The 15,493-nt window shown below is 58.4% G+C and carries 16 protein-coding genes and 1 pseudogene; 8 read left to right on the top strand and 9 right to left on the bottom strand.

The genetic code is table 11. From position 1 onward, the window contains the following. Positions 1 to 100: 100 nt before the first annotated feature. Positions 101 to 406: a hypothetical protein gene (locus IQ265_RS07360; protein WP_194052045.1), complete on the top strand. Its 306-nt coding sequence runs from the start codon at positions 101 to 103 to the stop codon at positions 404 to 406. Here IQ265_RS07360 and IQ265_RS07365 read toward each other — a convergent pair. Together IQ265_RS07365 and IQ265_RS07370 are read right to left on the bottom strand one after the other, a co-directional pair. Further along, positions 348 to 1,064 carry a heme oxygenase (biliverdin-producing) gene (locus IQ265_RS07365; RefSeq protein ID WP_194052047.1) on the bottom strand — a complete coding sequence of 239 codons (717 nt, stop codon included), beginning with the start codon at positions 1,062 to 1,064 and terminating at the stop codon, positions 348 to 350. The two genes, IQ265_RS07360 and IQ265_RS07365, sit on opposite strands and share 59 nt — an antisense overlap. A gap of 303 nt (positions 1,065 to 1,367) precedes the next feature. After that, a complete protein-coding gene (locus tag IQ265_RS07370) occupies positions 1,368 to 2,222 on the bottom strand; it encodes a universal stress protein (protein ID WP_194052049.1) in 855 nt (284 codons plus the stop codon). A gap of 242 nt (positions 2,223 to 2,464) precedes the next feature. On the opposite strand from IQ265_RS07370, the gene IQ265_RS07375 reads away from it, so the two are divergent. Both IQ265_RS07375 and IQ265_RS07380 read left to right on the top strand, forming a co-directional pair. Continuing rightward, complete coding sequence (locus IQ265_RS07375) at positions 2,465 to 2,902, top strand: thioesterase family protein (RefSeq protein WP_228037688.1); 438 nt, start codon at positions 2,465 to 2,467, stop codon at positions 2,900 to 2,902. 151 nt (positions 2,903 to 3,053) lie between these two features. Next, on the top strand, positions 3,054 to 3,560 hold the full coding sequence (locus IQ265_RS07380; RefSeq protein WP_194052051.1) for a pentapeptide repeat-containing protein: 507 nt from the start codon (positions 3,054 to 3,056) through the stop codon (positions 3,558 to 3,560). 71 nt (positions 3,561 to 3,631) lie between these two features. Here IQ265_RS07380 and IQ265_RS07385 read toward each other — a convergent pair. From IQ265_RS07385 to IQ265_RS07395, 3 genes and pseudogenes are all read right to left on the bottom strand, one after another. Beyond that, positions 3,632 to 3,967 (bottom strand): annotated as a pseudogene (locus IQ265_RS07385) (radical SAM protein); the annotation flags it as partial. 11 nt (positions 3,968 to 3,978) lie between these two features. Beyond that, positions 3,979 to 4,681 (bottom strand): IS1 family transposase gene (locus tag IQ265_RS07390; RefSeq protein WP_194052070.1). Its coding sequence is split into 2 segments (ribosomal slippage): positions 3,979 to 4,347 and positions 4,349 to 4,681, totalling 702 coding nucleotides; the frame shifts between segments, so codons are not numbered across the junction. 27 nt (positions 4,682 to 4,708) lie between these two features. Beyond that, positions 4,709 to 6,013 (bottom strand): radical SAM protein, encoded by a 1,305-nt coding sequence (locus IQ265_RS07395; RefSeq protein ID WP_278002733.1) that lies wholly within the window; start codon positions 6,011 to 6,013, stop codon positions 4,709 to 4,711. A gap of 391 nt (positions 6,014 to 6,404) precedes the next feature. Here IQ265_RS07395 and IQ265_RS07400 point away from each other — a divergent pair, with 391 nt between their 5' ends. Continuing rightward, complete coding sequence (locus IQ265_RS07400) at positions 6,405 to 7,385, top strand: tetratricopeptide repeat protein (RefSeq protein WP_194052071.1); 981 nt, start codon at positions 6,405 to 6,407, stop codon at positions 7,383 to 7,385. A 125-nt stretch (positions 7,386 to 7,510) separates the two neighbouring features. On the opposite strand, the gene IQ265_RS07405 is transcribed toward IQ265_RS07400, so the two are convergent. Next, a complete protein-coding gene (locus tag IQ265_RS07405; protein WP_194052072.1) occupies positions 7,511 to 8,524 on the bottom strand; it encodes a type I glyceraldehyde-3-phosphate dehydrogenase in 1,014 nt (337 codons plus the stop codon). Between the two features lie 524 nt (positions 8,525 to 9,048). On the opposite strand from IQ265_RS07405, the gene murC reads away from it, so the two are divergent. Together murC and murB are read left to right on the top strand one after the other, a co-directional pair. Beyond that, positions 9,049 to 10,596 carry a UDP-N-acetylmuramate--L-alanine ligase gene (murC, locus tag IQ265_RS07410; protein WP_194052073.1) on the top strand — a complete coding sequence of 516 codons (1,548 nt, stop codon included), beginning with the start codon at positions 9,049 to 9,051 and terminating at the stop codon, positions 10,594 to 10,596. A 59-nt stretch (positions 10,597 to 10,655) separates the two neighbouring features. Beyond that, positions 10,656 to 11,582, top strand: coding sequence for a UDP-N-acetylmuramate dehydrogenase (gene murB / locus IQ265_RS07415; RefSeq protein WP_194052074.1), 927 nt, complete (start codon positions 10,656 to 10,658; stop codon positions 11,580 to 11,582). A 131-nt stretch (positions 11,583 to 11,713) separates the two neighbouring features. Here murB and IQ265_RS07420 read toward each other — a convergent pair whose 3' ends face one another. From IQ265_RS07420 to IQ265_RS07430, 3 genes are all read right to left on the bottom strand, one after another. Further along, positions 11,714 to 12,895 (bottom strand): FAD-binding oxidoreductase, encoded by a 1,182-nt coding sequence (locus tag IQ265_RS07420; RefSeq protein WP_194052075.1) that lies wholly within the window; start codon positions 12,893 to 12,895, stop codon positions 11,714 to 11,716. Positions 12,896 to 12,980: 85 nt separating this feature from the next. Further along, positions 12,981 to 13,637 carry an HAS-barrel domain-containing protein gene (locus IQ265_RS07425; RefSeq protein WP_194052076.1) on the bottom strand — a complete coding sequence of 219 codons (657 nt, stop codon included), beginning with the start codon at positions 13,635 to 13,637 and terminating at the stop codon, positions 12,981 to 12,983. Between the two features lie 2 nt (positions 13,638 to 13,639). Then, positions 13,640 to 13,825: an NAD(P)H dehydrogenase subunit NdhS gene (locus IQ265_RS07430; RefSeq protein WP_106873072.1), complete on the bottom strand. Its 186-nt coding sequence runs from the start codon at positions 13,823 to 13,825 to the stop codon at positions 13,640 to 13,642. Positions 13,826 to 14,238: 413 nt separating this feature from the next. Between IQ265_RS07430 and IQ265_RS07435 the strand changes: the two genes are divergently transcribed. Together IQ265_RS07435 and IQ265_RS07440 are read left to right on the top strand one after the other, a co-directional pair. Next, on the top strand, positions 14,239 to 14,742 hold the full coding sequence (locus IQ265_RS07435) for a DUF4168 domain-containing protein (RefSeq protein ID WP_194052077.1): 504 nt from the start codon (positions 14,239 to 14,241) through the stop codon (positions 14,740 to 14,742). A 114-nt stretch (positions 14,743 to 14,856) separates the two neighbouring features. Then, the gene (locus IQ265_RS07440; protein WP_228037690.1) at positions 14,857 to 15,462 is read left to right on the top strand and encodes a CAP domain-containing protein; all 606 of its coding nucleotides are present in this window, start codon (positions 14,857 to 14,859) and stop codon (positions 15,460 to 15,462) included. The last annotated feature ends 31 nt before the right edge of the window (positions 15,463 to 15,493 follow it).

The following is a 15,493-nucleotide window of genomic DNA, read 5'->3' on the forward strand; positions in this document are numbered from 1 at the left end:
TGGGCACTGCCCACCCTACAATGCTGCCGGCTCAACGGGGCCTCGTTTCGCCCTACCAGAGCTACCAAGCGGTCAGTTTGCAGAACAAAGGTTTAAACCGATGATCAATCACTCCTTTCCGTTGGGTCCAGGGCGGCGGCACGGCCCTGGTCGACGGGGTCTGGGGGCAATCGAAACGCCCCCAGCGGTAGATTTGGCTTTGAAACCCATTTTCCCCGCTCAAACTAGCGGTGCATTGCTGCGCGAATGCACCCTACGGCCAAAAAAAATCGAGGAAGCGATCGCAGGTCGCTTCCTCAATACCGTAATCGAAAATTTAGAGTCTAGCGCTCCAGCCTCAGCCCAATCTACTCGGCGGTCGCCAGCTCAGTGCTGCCCCGACGCCGACGGCTGGTCAACGTATTAAACAGCATCTGACCGATCGCCTTGATCAGATTCCCCTCCAGCTCCTTGAACATCTCCATGTTCAAACCAAAGGCGTCGTTGGCCTCTTCCACAATGTTGGACACCATAGCCTCATCCACCGGAGCCGCATCCATCGACTCACGGTACTTCGCCTTAAACGCCTTCTCGTCGGAGATTTCAGGGAACTCGTAGAACGCCGTTCCCTCACCCTCGGAGAGGTTCATCGCCCGCTGGGCAATACCCTTGAGAATTTGGCCACCCGACAGGTCACCAATGTAGCGGGTGTAGGAATGGCTGACCAGCAGTTCAGGCTGGGTGCTCGCCACCTCGCGAATGCGATCGACATAGCGCTGACCGCCAGGCGTCATCGAAATTTCATTTGCCCAGTTGGGGCCGTAGTAGTAGGCCAGGTCAGACTCCAACGAGGCCTTGCGGTGCAGCTCAGGGAAGTAAATTTTGGAGACAACGGGGTGATCTTTGTGACGCTCCAGCTCCTCCTCCATCGCCGCATAGGCGTAATAGAAATTGGCCACCAGCTTGCGGTAAGAGTTCTTCTCGACCACGCCCCGCAAAAAGCAGCGCACAAAGCCCATATTTTCGGCCATGGTATGGGCCTTCTTGGTGCCTTCGCGCAGCTCGGTGGATAGGTTACTGCTCATGCTGACTATCTCGCTCTAGGGTGAATTAAAAGGTGTGGTTTAAACGGAGTTTCGGTTAGCCAATACCTGCCCAGACTGGCTCAGCGCCAAAAATGAGAGCGCCTTAACTGGCCATTACAAAGGACACGTTTGTTTAACTTAGACCGATTTGATTGCCGTTTCCATTACGAATTTTTACAGGCTATTACTGAAAGCCCGTTTTTCTAAGGAAACAATTGAACCACAGTCAGGCTTAGAACTTGTCCGAAAGTCATCTTTCTTAAGTCATAGCCCAAGGGGTAGAGGAGTTTTTCGGCTAGGTGCCTAGCCCGCCATTCGAGTTAGCAGCACCGGGCAGGGGGCGTACACCCGCACAAAGTCGGTCAGCGACTCGCCCAGCACCTTGTCTAAATCGGGCAGTCCCTTGGCGATAGTAGGACGGCGATCGGGTGAACCCAGAATGATCAAATCCATGTTGCGCTCTTCGGCCAGCTGGCAAATGCGGCGACCGGGCTTGCCCTCGGGGGCCGCTAGCTTGTAGTCGATGCCGTACCGCTTCACCTCGGCTAGGGCATTGGTCAAAATGGGGTCTTGGTTGGGGTCGCTGCTCGCCACATCAAAGGGCTTGGTCTTGAGGCTCGACACCGTGTGCACCAGCGTGATCTCGCCGCCCTTAATATCGCGCAGCAGCGAAATGGCAATGTTCAAACCCTCCTTGGCTGAGTCCGACTTATCCATCGCCACCATCACCCGCTTAGTGGGGCGAATGCTGTAAAGATCATCTTTGACCAGCAGCATGGGCCGCGACGACAGCTGAAATACGTACTGGCTGACCGAGTTTTCGAGAATGGCCTTTAGCCCCTGCAAGCCCCGCGACCCCATGATGATTAGGTCGGCATCGACTTCTTCGGCGACCCGAATCACTACATCTTTGGGGTCGCCCTCCCGCAGCACGGCGTTTACCCGGCTGGGGTCGAGGTTGAGGTTGGTAATGGCGGCAGCCAGGGTGCGCCCCCCGGCTTCCCAGCGCTCGGCCATGGTTTCGGCAGACACCTGAGAGGGCACGACGTGCAGCACCGTGATCGAGGCTCGCTGCACCAGGGGAATATTCATTAGCGCCTTCATCATGGCTTCGGTATTGCCAGTGCCAGAATCGGCCAAAAGAATTTTTTCTATCATGATGTCCTCGTAGGGTTGCGCTCGACGGCATAGGGCTGAGCGGACACTGGTAGAACCACAGCAGGTGCCCCGATGGGTGACCGCAAGGATCCTAGGCTATGCCTCATCTCACTCCGCTAAAACAGCGGATCAACGGGATGTAAAAGTGAGTTAATGTGTTCTCAATCATCATAGGCACTGGTTTTGAGCCTATTTTGGCGCGATTCATAATTTGTAGTAGAGTCTGCCCAACCGGCAGATCGATGCGTGAAACAACCTTGATCAACCCTTACCACTGGTATGAGCACCGGGTCGTAGTGCAGCCCCACCACACCGATTACGCAGGTATTGTCTGGCACGGCACCTACATCGCCTGGATGGAGGAAGCGCGGGTGAACTACCTCAGCGACTGTGGGCTGAGCTTTGCCGACTGGGTCAAGGCTGGCGTTGACCTGCCGGTGGTAGATTTGGGGTTGAAATATCGGCGATCGCTCACCATGGGCGACACGGCCCTAGTCAAAGCCCGCCTGGGGCCAGCTAAAGGAGTACGCTTCGTGTGGCACTACGACATTCAAAATGCCGCTACCCAGGAAACCTGTATTGAGGGCAGCGTGACGCTGGTTCCGGTCGATGTCAAAACTCGGCGGGTGCTGCGCCGCCTGCCCGACCCCCTGCAAACGGCCCTAGCGACTATGCTTTGATGCAGGCATTGGTCTGCGCTACCCCAAAACCCCGGCCTCAAAACTTAGCCCAAAACTTTGTAGGATGAGCAAAGTGTGCCCAATGCGCTCTAGCGCTAAGTTTGGCTGGGCACGGCCTGGCCCCCTTGCCCATTCTACGGTTGCCCCAACTATGTTCTTCACCCTCACCCAAGCCCTCGCTGTAGTCTGCACTCTGGTCGTTGCGATCGCTGGCTGGTGCGGCATTACCCCCGCCGCCTACGCCCAGGACAACACTGTTGACTACACCCTCACCGACCTCAGCTTCCGCGACTTTTCGGGCAAGCAGCTCTCGGGCACCTCCTTTGCGGCGGCAGAAATGCGGGAGGCCAATTTTAGAAAGGCCAACCTGAGCAAAACTATTCTGACCAAGGCCTCGTTTTTGCGGGCCAACCTCTCGTTTGCCGACCTGTCGGGCACCTTCGCCGATCGCGTCATTTTTGACGGCGCTGACCTGTCCAACGCCATCTTTACCGATGCCCTGCTCACCAGCAGCAGCTTTGGCGAGGCTAACATCACCGGGGCCGATTTCTCAGGAGCGATTATCGATCGCTTTCAGGTCGCCCAAATGTGCAAGTACGCCGACGGCGTGAATGAAATTACTGGAGTGGCGACCAGAGACAGTTTGGGCTGTCGGTAAATGGGTGGATGGTTGGATGAGGTAGGGGCAAACGGTCGTTTGCCCTCGGGGGTCTACCTCACACAGCGTCCTCACACCGCCACTACTTCCACCCCTGCCGAGTCAAAGTGCTTTTGCAGGGTGGCCTTGGGCAGCGGCCCCAGCAGGTGATCCCAAGGCAGCGGCTGATGCAAATCCCAGTCTTCGTGGACGTAGTATTCCAGCGGTGGAATTTGGCCCTGAAAGTCATTGAAGGCGCGGCGGTAGCTGCCTAAGCTATCGCCGTAGTGGCGCACCCGTTCGAGCACGGGGGCAAGGCGGCGATCGCCCCGCGAGATCAGCGCTTGAATCACCGACCAGTTATAGCTTTCGGGCCGAAAGTCAATGCCCTTAGAGCGCAGGTGCTTTTGCAGGTATTTGAGCCGCTGGCGTTGCTGAATCAAGAGATGAACCTTGACGGGACTGGCACATCGCCGAACTTGAGGTAGTGAAGTAACAAGCGAACAGAGTGAGCCAGCATTTCTACGGTCTTGGAGTAGCAGAGCGTTTTGCGGTGCAGACGGGCTAGATAGTGCCGTAATCGAGTGTTCTCTCCTTCAACCCGAGTCATATAGGTTTTGCTGACAATCTGATCGCCTGCTGGAATAAAGCTGGGATACACCGTCCATCCATCGGTGACATAGAAGTAACACTGCCAGCTGCCAACCAGGGTCCAAAGCGGTTGAAACGTCTCGGCACTATGGTCGCCTAAGACCCAACCCAAGATTCCTTTTTTGAAGTGGTCAACGGCTGTCCACAGCCAAATCTTGTTTTTTTGAGCCTACAAAGGTTTCCAACTCGTCGAGTTCGCCGACCTCTGGCGTCGTTTCAGGGGCGTAAGCATCGGGGAGGCGTTCGCCCACTTGCTTCACCCAAGTAATGACCGTCGTATGGTGCACCCCTTTGACTCGCTCTATCGCTCGAAACCCAGCGCCGTTAACGTACATCTTGAGGCATTCGCGTCTGACCTCATCCGAGTACCCTCGGTGAGGCTCATAGGCCTCAATAAACTGACGACCGCAGGCTACACAGATGTGGTTTTGTTTACCTTTCCGCTTGCCATTCTTACGGATGTGAGTGGCTCCACATTCTGGACATTGCATCGCAGATCACCCTAACTCATCTCTCAATTATGCAACGCCGAGCCGCTTTTCGGCCTCCTTGTTCACGCCATACCATTGAAAGGGGGTGTGGGCCTTGGGCACAAAGGTGCTGCACCCAAAGGTGAGGCGCAGGCCGGGGGCCGCTTTTTTGAGCCGCAGCATCAGGGCAACGGTTTGCTCCAGGTCGGCCATGGTTTCGCCCGGCACTCCCGCCATGCCGTAGAGCTTCATAGCGCTGAGGCCACCAGCTTTGGCGTTGACAGCGGCGCGCTCAATGTCGTCGGTCTCAAGCTTTTTGTTGACAATCTGGCGCACCCGCTCCGAGCCGCTCTCGATCGCAATGGTGATCGAGCGGGTGTCGTGGCGGGTGAGGGTTTCGGCCAGCTTCGGGGTGACGGTGTTGGTGCGCACCGAGGCAATGCTGAGTCGCACATCGTCGAACTGGGGCTGATTTAAATAATCCAGCAGGGTCTCAAATTCGGGGTGCTGGGTCACCGACGCCCCCAGCAACCCCAGCCGATTGGTCACCGCCAGCCCCTGCTCAATGGCGGGCAGCAGCGAGTCTTCCAGGCTGGCGGTGCGGAACGGCAGCGTCAGATAGCTGGCCAGGCAAAAGCGGCACATCTCGGGGCAGCTGCGCACTACCTCCACCATAAAGATGTTTTCCCAGGCGGCGTGGGGGGTAACCACGGTCGAGGCCGAAAGCACATTGCCCCGGTAGGTCTGCTTTTGTACGGTAGCAGGGATTTCGCTGGTCACAGGGGCGATCGCCCGCACCCCGCCAGTCGGCCCCTCGTAGGTGACGCTGTACAACGACGGCACATACACCCCAGGCACCGCCGCTAGCCGGCGCAGGGTTTGTGTACGGCTAGCGGATTTTAGCTCAACCAGCGCGTCAAAAAAATCGTCCAGCAGCGTCTCGCCATCCCCTAGCAAGATCACATCAAAAAAGTCGGCAAAGGGCTCAGGGTTGGCGGTCAGCACCGGGCCGCCGCCGAAGAGCAGGGGGTGAGCTTCGGTGCGATCGCTGGCAAAGATGGGAATATCAAGGGTTTCGAGCTGGGTGAGCAGGTTGGCGTAGTCTAGCTCCCAGGAAAGCGAAAAGCCCAGCACGTCTATCGTCGGGGGCAGCGGCTCGGAGCCATCGGTAAACAGGCGGCTAACGCTGATGTCGGCCCGGCGGGCCAAGGTCGCCCACACCACCTGGTAGCCCAGGCTGGTAATGCCCACGGTGTACTGATTGGGGAAGGCAAACACCACCGCCAGCGCATCGTCATTAGCGGCGGCGGGTTCAAACAGCAGAGTTTCGTCGTGAAGGGGGAGGGGGGCCAAGGGTTAGCGCTAAAACGATGCAGCTTCTCCAGTGTAATCAGTGCCAGCCTAATCAGTAGGCCTAAACCTCAAAGCCAGGGCGGAGGCTTTGGTAGCCGCAGCTCCGGCCGGTAAAACTACGGGGCAGACTAGCGAGCTTTACAAAGACAGTGGACTAGGCCACCTCAAACTCACCCAGATTTCTCAACAGCGACATCTTTGCTCACACAAATCGAGAAAATATCAGTTGATTTGCGCAGGAGGTAGGGGTATGCCCAGACAATATGTCGTAAAAGCACGGTGTCAACCTAGGGAGCATAAACCTACGATTAAGACAACGCGATCTACCTAGCTACCTGCCTGTGATGACAACCCTCTAGATGCACCCGCAGTAGTCCTGCGGATTCGGCCTATGACTCCCCCAACTCCTCCCATGCGCCCCACCTATATTCTTGCCGATGAGGCCACCGTACGGATTCCCCGCGATCCGTCCCTACTCGCTCAGGCCGAGCGCATCGCCCAGGGCTACCACCAGTGCCAGGCCGCCGAGGCGTCCCAGTGGCTCAAGCAAGGACTGGCCCACCTGCGGAAGGGGCAGTACACCCCAGCCCTGGCCCTGCTACAGCAGGCGCTTCAGAGCTACCGCAACCTGGGTGACAAAGAGCGTCAGGCCAAAGTATTGCTCACGTTGGCCCACCTCTACTACCGGGTGGCCGACTACCTTTGGGCGGCAGACTACGGTCGGCAGTGCCTGCGCGTGGCCCGTGAGCTAGGTGATGATGATCTGATGCAGCAGATCCTGGGCCACCTGGGCAACAGCTATCGCCACCTGGGCAACCTGCAGCGGGCGCTAGAGTACATGGGCCAAAGCCTGACTATAGCTAAAAAAATTGGCGATCGCCCCGGCGAAATGCGATCGCTCAACAACCTGGCCATGGTCTACCGCGCCAAGGGGTTAACCCGTCAGGCAGCCACCCTCTACGAGGCCAGTCTCATGATGGCCACCACACTGGGCGATTCCGGAACGGATCGCTGCGCGAATCGCACCACCAAGCTGCAAATTCTGCAAAACCTGGGCAATACCTACCTCACCCTGCGCGAGTATGCCCAGGCCGTCAACTGCTACGAACGTCTGCTGAGCGTCAGCGAAAACGGCGAGGGCAAGCTCGACACCCGCACTACCCGCCGCGTACTCACCCAGCTCACCCTGGCGAGCATTGCCATGGGTGACCACAACCGAGCGATCGTGCATCTCCAGCACCACCTGTCGATCGCCTGTGCCCTAGGCGACACCAAAGGCGCTGCCAGCCTGATCGATGACCTCAAGCGCAGCTATGTGGCGCTGAGCGAAGCGCGGGTAGCGGTGCTGCGGCCAGAGCTACCCTCGATGTAGCCAGAAATTTCGTGTGGCTAACACAAAAAGGGGGACGCAGCTGCGTCCCCCTTTCTAATGGATGTCATTTGGGAATATCACCTAACCAGGGCAGCGTTGGTTAATTCCATCGCTGCTCTTGGTATCTACTGCCACTTAGAGGCCACCAGTTCAGCCAGGTCAACTACCCGCTGGCTGTAGCCCCACTCGTTGTCGTACCAGGCCACTACTTTCACCATGTCGCCGCCCATTACCATGGTCAGGCTAGAGTCAACGATCGAAGACTCGTCGGTCTTGCGGTAGTCGATCGACACCAGAGGCAGGTCGCTGTAGGCCAAAATGCCCTTCATCGAGCCTTCGGCGGCAGACTTTAGCACCTGATTGACCTGGTCTGCGATCGCGGGCTTTTCGACCTGAACCACCAGGTCAACCACCGACACGTTGGGGGTGGGTACCCGCAGGGCAATCCCGTTCAGCTTGCCCTCCATTTCAGGAATAACCAGGGCTACAGCCTTGGCGGCCCCGGTGGTGGTGGGCACAATGTTCAGCGCAGCGGCGCGAGCCCGGCGCAGGTCGCGGTGGCTGGCATCGAGCAGGCGCTGGTCACCGGTGTAGCTGTGGGTGGTGGTCATGGTGCCTTTGATGATGCCAAAGTTGTCGTTGAGCACCTTGACGACCGGAGCCAGACAGTTGGTGGTGCAACTGGCGTTGCTCACCACGTTATTTTTGTCGTGACTGTAGTCTTCGTGGTTGACCCCCATCACGTAGGTACCAATGCCGCCGCCCTTACCAGGAGCGGTGATCAGCACCTTTTTGGCCCCGGCTTCGATGTGGCGAGAGGCACCCTCTTCGCTGACAAACACGCCGGTAGACTCAATCACCAGATCGATGTCCCAAGCCGCCCAGGGCAGGTTGTTGGGGTTGCGATCGGAGTAGCACTTAATCGTCTTACCGTTAACAATCAGAGTGTCTTCTCCAGCGCTGATATCAGCGTCGAGGCGACCCAGCATAGAGTCGTATTTCAGCAGGTGGGAGTTAGTCTTGGGGTCAGACGTGTCATTGATAGCCACCACCTCAAGCTGGCTGTTTTCGCGCGTCAACCAGCAGCGCAGAAAATTACGACCAATGCGGCCAAAACCATTAATTGCTACTCTAACCACTGCGTTTAACCCTCTGTTGTAGTCGACTAGGTATCTATTCTTAGACGACACCATAATATCGCAAAGCATGATCCACTTTATAGGGGCTAGCCATTGAACTGAATCTATTCATTATTGAAAATAGACCTCAAAACTCTATGAATAGGTTGCTATGCCCAGCAGCAGCGGCCCTCGGGGATCAAGCCCAGAAAGTAGCATAAGCATTTCTACTCTATTTATTTGAATTTCATAGAAAATTGCTATGCAGTTCTTGCAGTCTCTATATATATCCAGATTCCAAAGGTCGGCCATCGTGCAATGTATAGATAAAAGCCCAGCCTAGGAATAGGTAGACCTCAGGCATAGCAAGCACTGGGGCGCTACCCCTAGGGGCGATCGCCTGTTCCTCTTGCACCGCTAGGGCATTTGAAGAACAGGCAGCGGCAATCTGGGCAGGCTAATGCCGATGTTTAGGCCAATCTGGCAATTCTTGCTATGATTACGCCTGACACTTGGTGTGGTGTGGTGTTCTAAGGAGTGTAACGATGCCGATTTCCGTAGATTTTACCGGCAGGCCCTTTCATTTCATTGGGATAGGGGGCATTGGCATGTCGGCATTGGCCTACATTCTGACCAAGCGCAACCTGCCAGTATCGGGGTCTGACCTGCGCCTTAGCCACATTACCCGTCGCCTGCAAGAGGCCGGAGCCCACATTTTTTGGCAGCAAGAGGCCGCCAACCTGAGCTATTTTCTCAACTCCGACCCGTCGGTGCTAGCCGCTGCCACAGAGTGGGCCAGCACTGGGTCTAGCCTCGTGGTAGAGCCTAAGCCTGCTGCCCTGGCTTCAGACGCTACTCCTCAGGTGGTTTGTTCCACTGCGATCGACGTCCGCAACCCTGAGTACCAGGCGGCCCTAGAGCTGGGTTGCCCGATCTTGCACCGCTCTGACCTGCTGGCGGCGCTGATCCAAGAATACAGCAGTATTGCGGTGGCCGGAACCCACGGTAAAACCACCACCAGCAGCATGATTGGCCACATGCTGCTCAACGCCAATCTCGACCCCACCATCGTGGTCGGCGGCGAAGTTTCCAGCTGGGGCGGCAATGCCCGCTTGGGCCAGGGGCCTTACCTGGTAGCAGAGGCCGACGAGTCAGACGGCACCCTGGCTAAGTTGTCGGCCAGCATTGGCGTTGTCACCAACATTGAGCTTGACCACACCGATCACTACCACGATTTAGAGCAGGTCGTTGCCACCTTCCAAACCTTCCAGCGCCAGTGCGGGCTGCTGGTCGCCAGTGCCGACTGCGCGGTGGTACGCACCAGCCTCACTCCAGACGTCACCTACAGCCTGGAGCCATCTACCGGCGCGACTTACTACGTCACCGATGTTCAGTTTGGGGCCGATGGCACTTCCGCCCTGGTGTGGGAAGAGGGGCAGCCTCTGGGGCTGCTGCACCTGCGAGTGCTGGGCTGCCACAACCTCAGCAACGCGCTGGCCGCCGTGGCGGTGGGGCGTCATTTGGGTGTTGCCTTTGGCGATATCGCTGATAGCCTAGAGAATTTTTGCGGAGCCCGCCGCCGCTTCGAGCACCGGGGCAGCTACAGCGGCATTCAGTTTTTTGACGACTACGCTCACCACCCCAGCGAGATTCGGGCAACGCTGGCAGCGGCGCGCATCAAGGCCGATCAAACGCTGCCAGCGACGCTGGCCGACAGCCGCCATGCCTACGAGGGTCGCCGAGTGGTAGCGGTGTTTCAGCCCCATCGCTTTAGCCGCACAGCAGCGCTGCTCAACGACTTCACCGAGGCCTTTGGCGATGCCGACCAGGTGATTATGGCCGACATTTACAGCGCGGGTGAGAGCAATACCTTTGGGGTCTCGGGGCGTCAGCTAGCCGATGCCGTGGCCCATTCGCACCCCCGCGTGCTCTACGGCCATACCCTAGACGACATTCAGGCGGCCCTGGCCCACAGCCTGCGTCCGGGCGATCTGGTGCTGTTTATGGGGGCCGGCAACCTCAACCAGATCATTCCTCAGGTGATGGCCTACTATGCCGAGGCAGAGGTGCCGTCGCTTCAGGAAGCCTGCTGAACAGCGGCAACCCCCACACATTTGGCTAGCATTGGGAACAACCGTTGAGCACTGGGGACATGAACCAAACCCTCGGGGTTGCACCAACCCTGGCCTGCCTGAAACCACAGGTGTCGCTACAGCCGCTGTCCACCTTTCGAGTGGGCGGGCCAGCTGAGTGGTTGGCGATGCCCCGCCACCAGGACGAATTTCAGCAGGTTTTAGACTGGGCGGTTGGCGCTGGCATTCCTATTACCTCGCTGGGGGCCGGGTCAAATTTGCTGATCGGCGATCGCGGCATTGCGGGCCTGGTTCTCTGTACCCGCCGCTGGCGCAGCACCCGGTTTGATGGAGCGGGGCGAGTCACCGTAGCCGCTGGCGAACCGCTGCCAACGCTGGCCTGGAAAGCCGCTAAGCGCGGCTGTCGCGGGCTGGAGTGGGCGGTGGGCATTCCGGGTACCGTGGGTGGTGCGGTGGTCATGAATGCCGGAGCCCACGGCGGCTGCACCGCCGATGTGCTGACGTCGGCTACCGTGCTCGACCCAGCCAACGGCCTGCGATCGCTCTCCCCTGCCGACTTGGGCTTTCGGTACCGCACCTCGACCCTGCAGGGACGGCAGCATGTGGTGGTACTGGAGGCCACGTTTCAGCTAGAGCCAGGCCACGACCCAGCTGTGGTAGTCGCCGATACCCTGGCCGGGCTTAACCAGCGGCGGGCTACCCAGCCCTACGACAAGCCCAACTGCGGCAGCGTGTTTCGCAACCCCTACCCCCATACGGCCGGGTCTCTGATTGAGCAGAGCGGGCTTAAGGGCTACCGCCTGGGCAATGCCCAGATATCTGAGCGCCACGCCAACTTTATTGTGAACCTGGGCGGGGCTAGCGCAGCCGACATTCGTCAGTTAATCCACCATATTCAAACCGAGGTAGCCGATCGCTGGGCCGTTCAGCTTCAGACAGAGGTCAAGTTTGTGGGCGAGTTTGCAGACGGCCACGCTCTAGCTTAGTTCTTGGGCTGAAATTAAGGCTTCATAAGGTGGGGTAACTGTCGCCGCTATAGATGGCGAGGCAAACTAACCTAGCTGGGCATGACAGTGCCACAACCCCACCAAGCGGGGTAACTAAGTAGGATTCGGTATCAGGAGTTTTGAGCAAAGCGATCGATCGCCATGGCCGCGATCGCAGGGTCGGGCTCACCCGCCACCGCCTGGGCAAAGCGCTGGGCCACGGGCGGCAGGTACACAAAGGGAGCGCTAAACCCAGCCATGAGGTGCAGTCCTTCGACCCCAGGGATACCACCTACCAGGGGCAGCCCGTCGCGGCTAAAGCTAACTCGACAGTAGCGCCAGGTGCCGGGCACATTGGCCAGGGTCGGAATTGGGGCTGCGATCGCGGATCGCAGCCTGCGATCGCTCTCTGCCGCATCCAGTTCTGCCTCCAGGTTGGTGAGGGTGCGGCTAATTTGGCCCAGACAAAGGTGGCCATCTAAAAACTGAATCGCGCCGCAGTCAAGGATGGCTGGGGTTAGCTCGTGCCCCGGCTGATCCCACTGGGCATCGGTGCTGGGCTGGCTGGCCTTGGCCTCCATAGCAAAGCGCTCGGTCTGGGCAGGCATGATCAAGGCCCGCAGGGTGAGGTCTAGGGGCGGTGTTTCAATCAGTTCGGCATAGGTGTAGTAGAGCGGCACGGTAAGTTTGACCTGACGCAACAGAGCCCGACTAAAAGCCCCAGCCGCTACTAGCACATGCTTGGCGGGGTAAGCCTGCTCGGTCGTCAAAATTCCGGTGACGCGATCTTTGATGCGAACCAGATCCACCACAGAGGCCACAATCCGGGTGCCGCCCAAGCGCTGAAACGCCTGATTGTAAGCCTTCACCAGAGCGACTGGCGAGACATGGCCGTGGCGAACGGTGAAGGCCCCTGCGATCGCAGCCTCATTCAGCAGCGGCTCTAGCGCTTTGGCCTCGGCAGCAGACACAAACTGGGGCGGCGTTGCACAGCTGGCGTAGGGCTCGGCGGCAGCTTTAGGATCGCCGTCTGCGGCCAGGGTTAGCACCAGGTCTAGCTCGCGAAACTCGGTGTCGCCCTCGAGTTCTTCACTGAGCTGGCGGTGCTTGGCAATGCCTTCGCGGCAAAGCTGCTGGGTGAGCGCGGTGCTGCCCGACCAGTAGGGGATGCCGCCGTAGCTGTAGCGGGTAGCATTGCCGGGTTCGAGAGCGCGATCGAGCAGCAGTACAGAGAATCCGCACCGAGCCAGTTCGTAGCTGACCGCCGCCCCCACCAGGCCGTTGCCAACTACAATCCAGTCAAAGGTTTGCATGGGGTAAAGGTGTAGGGTTCAACGGGTAGAGTTTAAGGGAAAAATAGGTTCCTTGCCCTGAGCCTTACACCTTGAACCTTAGGCCTCACGCGTAGACCTGCCCCAGAATGATTCGCAGGCGATCGTAGTCATCTTTCAAAAAAATGCTCAAGGTGCGGCCCGCAGCTACCAGCCAGGAACGATCGAGCTTGCGCAGCTGGTAGCCCTGGCGCAGCACCGCCGCCACCAGACTATCTACTGGGGCGCTGCCCATGGCCAGCAGCGTTCTCAAAAAATCGAGCTGTTCAGTGAACTCAATTACCGCTTCAGAGGTGCAGCAGTACACCGCCTGATGCACCTGGGGTGGACGCGGCGGCAGGTGCTGAAACAGCGGCCCCAGGGGCTGCCCGGCCAGATCGGGGGCGCGAAATCCTACGATCGCGGCCTTGAACTCGGTCTTGAGCATGGCAAAGATCTGCGGCTGCTGCTGGCGCAGATCCTCCAGCGACAGGCCCAGCGCTCGCGCCCGGTGCACCGAGTCAATGGGGCTGGTGGTGGCGTGATACACCACGCCGTAGATCGTGTTGCCCGATTCCTCATCGACGGCGGTGACCCAGCTGCCAAAGGGGGGCATAGCCGAAAATGCCAGGGCTTCTGGCTCTAGACACTGGGCCAAAAACTCGGTGGTCGCCGTCTCAATCACTTCGGCAATGTGATCGGGCTGACGCGCCTGGGCGGCGGTCTGGGGCAGGGGCAACCGCATGGCTAGCGCCGCTTGCCGGAGCTCACTGGCTCCAGTTCCGACATATTAAAGGTGACGAGTTTGTCCCAGTTGCCGCCCTCAAACAGCACCGCTACCTTGCCGTCGGTAATGCGCTGCACCAGGCCCTGAAAACCGTAGTAAGTATCGTTGACGTTAACGACCGTAACCGGAGCCCCAGGAAAAATCATGGCTACATAATGCTTTTGATCTGCCCCTACAGTTTAAGGCATAGTCAGCCTTTGCCACCTGGAGTGAGGCCTAGAAACCAGGGGCACCGATTCGATACTGCCGCAGTTTATTTAGTTAGGACACTTTAACTTTAATAGGCGGAATCCTCCGGTAGGGACATTGCAGTGCAATGCCCCCTACACCGGACCTGTCCTAACCCAGTGGCGTTTCTAAGTAGTGGGAAAGAACTTGAGGAAATTGGGGAGAACTTGGGGCGGCAGCTCGCACCGCTGTCACACCATCGTCACATGACCGTCATAGCGCAGCCATGATTGCCCCATAGGGTGTCAACCCATGGGCGCTGTTACGCCAGCGCCCGCTGCAAACTTTCTCAGCGAAGTTTGCGGCTGATGATATTGCGAGGATAATCGCTATGAAACCGTCAACCCTGTTCAAGAGTCTGCTGGCCGCCACCCTCATGCTCGGTGTGCCTGCGGCTGCGATCGCCCAGGGCCAAGAGGCCCCCACCCAAGCCCCCGCTCAGTCCGAACAGCCCGCCGCGATGGAGGTATCTGAGGGCCAAATTGACCGTTTTGTCAGCGCCTATCAAGCGATTCAGACCATTCAGCAATCGGTACAGGCCGAACTGGTTGCCGCCGTTGAGGCCGAGGGGCTCACGGTAGACGACTACAATGCGATCGCTGAGTCGCAGCAGTCACCCGAAACTGCTGCCGAAGTGCCCGCCGAGCAGGCTGAGCAGTTTGCCGCCGCCGCCGCCCAGGTCGCCACCCTGAGGGAAGGGGCTCGCGAGGACATGCAGGCCGCGATCGTGGCTGAAGAGTTGACTGTCGAAGAGTTTGAGCAAATTTTAGCCCAGGCGCAGCAAGACCCCGCCTTGCAACAGGCCATTGTCGAACGGCTCAGCAGCGGTGGGTAACGCGGCCACCAATTTACACAGATTAAACTCTTAAAAACAGCCCTGGTCATACCCTGGTGCGGCGTGCTCGTCCTCCCAGGAATGGCCAGGGCTATTCGATTCAAACTGCCGCCCATGCCTTTTCCAAAGAATTCTGCCCAAGGTCGGTCTGCCCAGGTGCTGCAAGCCGTCGGTTTTATGGCGATCGCCCTAGCCCTGGTCGGTTGCGAGCCCACCGACTTGGCTACTGATCTAGAACAACTGGTTGAACGCATTCCGCCGATCACTCGCATTGGGCGAGAGCCCCCCGCTGCACCAGACGCCGAAGCAGCTCAGTCGGCGGCGGCCGCCGCCATGGAAACCCTGGTCTACGAACGCATCAACCAGATTCGTCAGCAGGAAGGTCTCAACCCACTACAGCCCAATGGGCCACTGGCTCAGGTAGCGCGCCAGTATAGCCAGCGGATGGCGGACGAAAACTTTTTTGGCCACGTCAGCCCAGCCGGTGATGGGCCAGCCCAACGGGTATCAAACGCCAATATTCCCTACACGATGGTGGGCGAAAATTTGTTTACCAGCACCAACGCCCCCGACCCTGCCCCCCTAGCCGTGCAGGGCTGGATGGATAGCCCCGGACACCGGGAGAACATTCTGCGATCGGGCTTTACCGAAACAGGAGTCGGCGTCTGGCAGAGGGGCAGCACCTATTACTTCACTCAGTTATTTATGCGCCCTCTATAAAATTTAACTATGGCTCCAGGCATTGACTGCT

Source organism: Nodosilinea sp. LEGE 06152 (assembly GCF_015207525.1).
Classification (GTDB): Bacteria; Cyanobacteriota; Cyanobacteriia; order Phormidesmidales; family Phormidesmidaceae; genus Nodosilinea.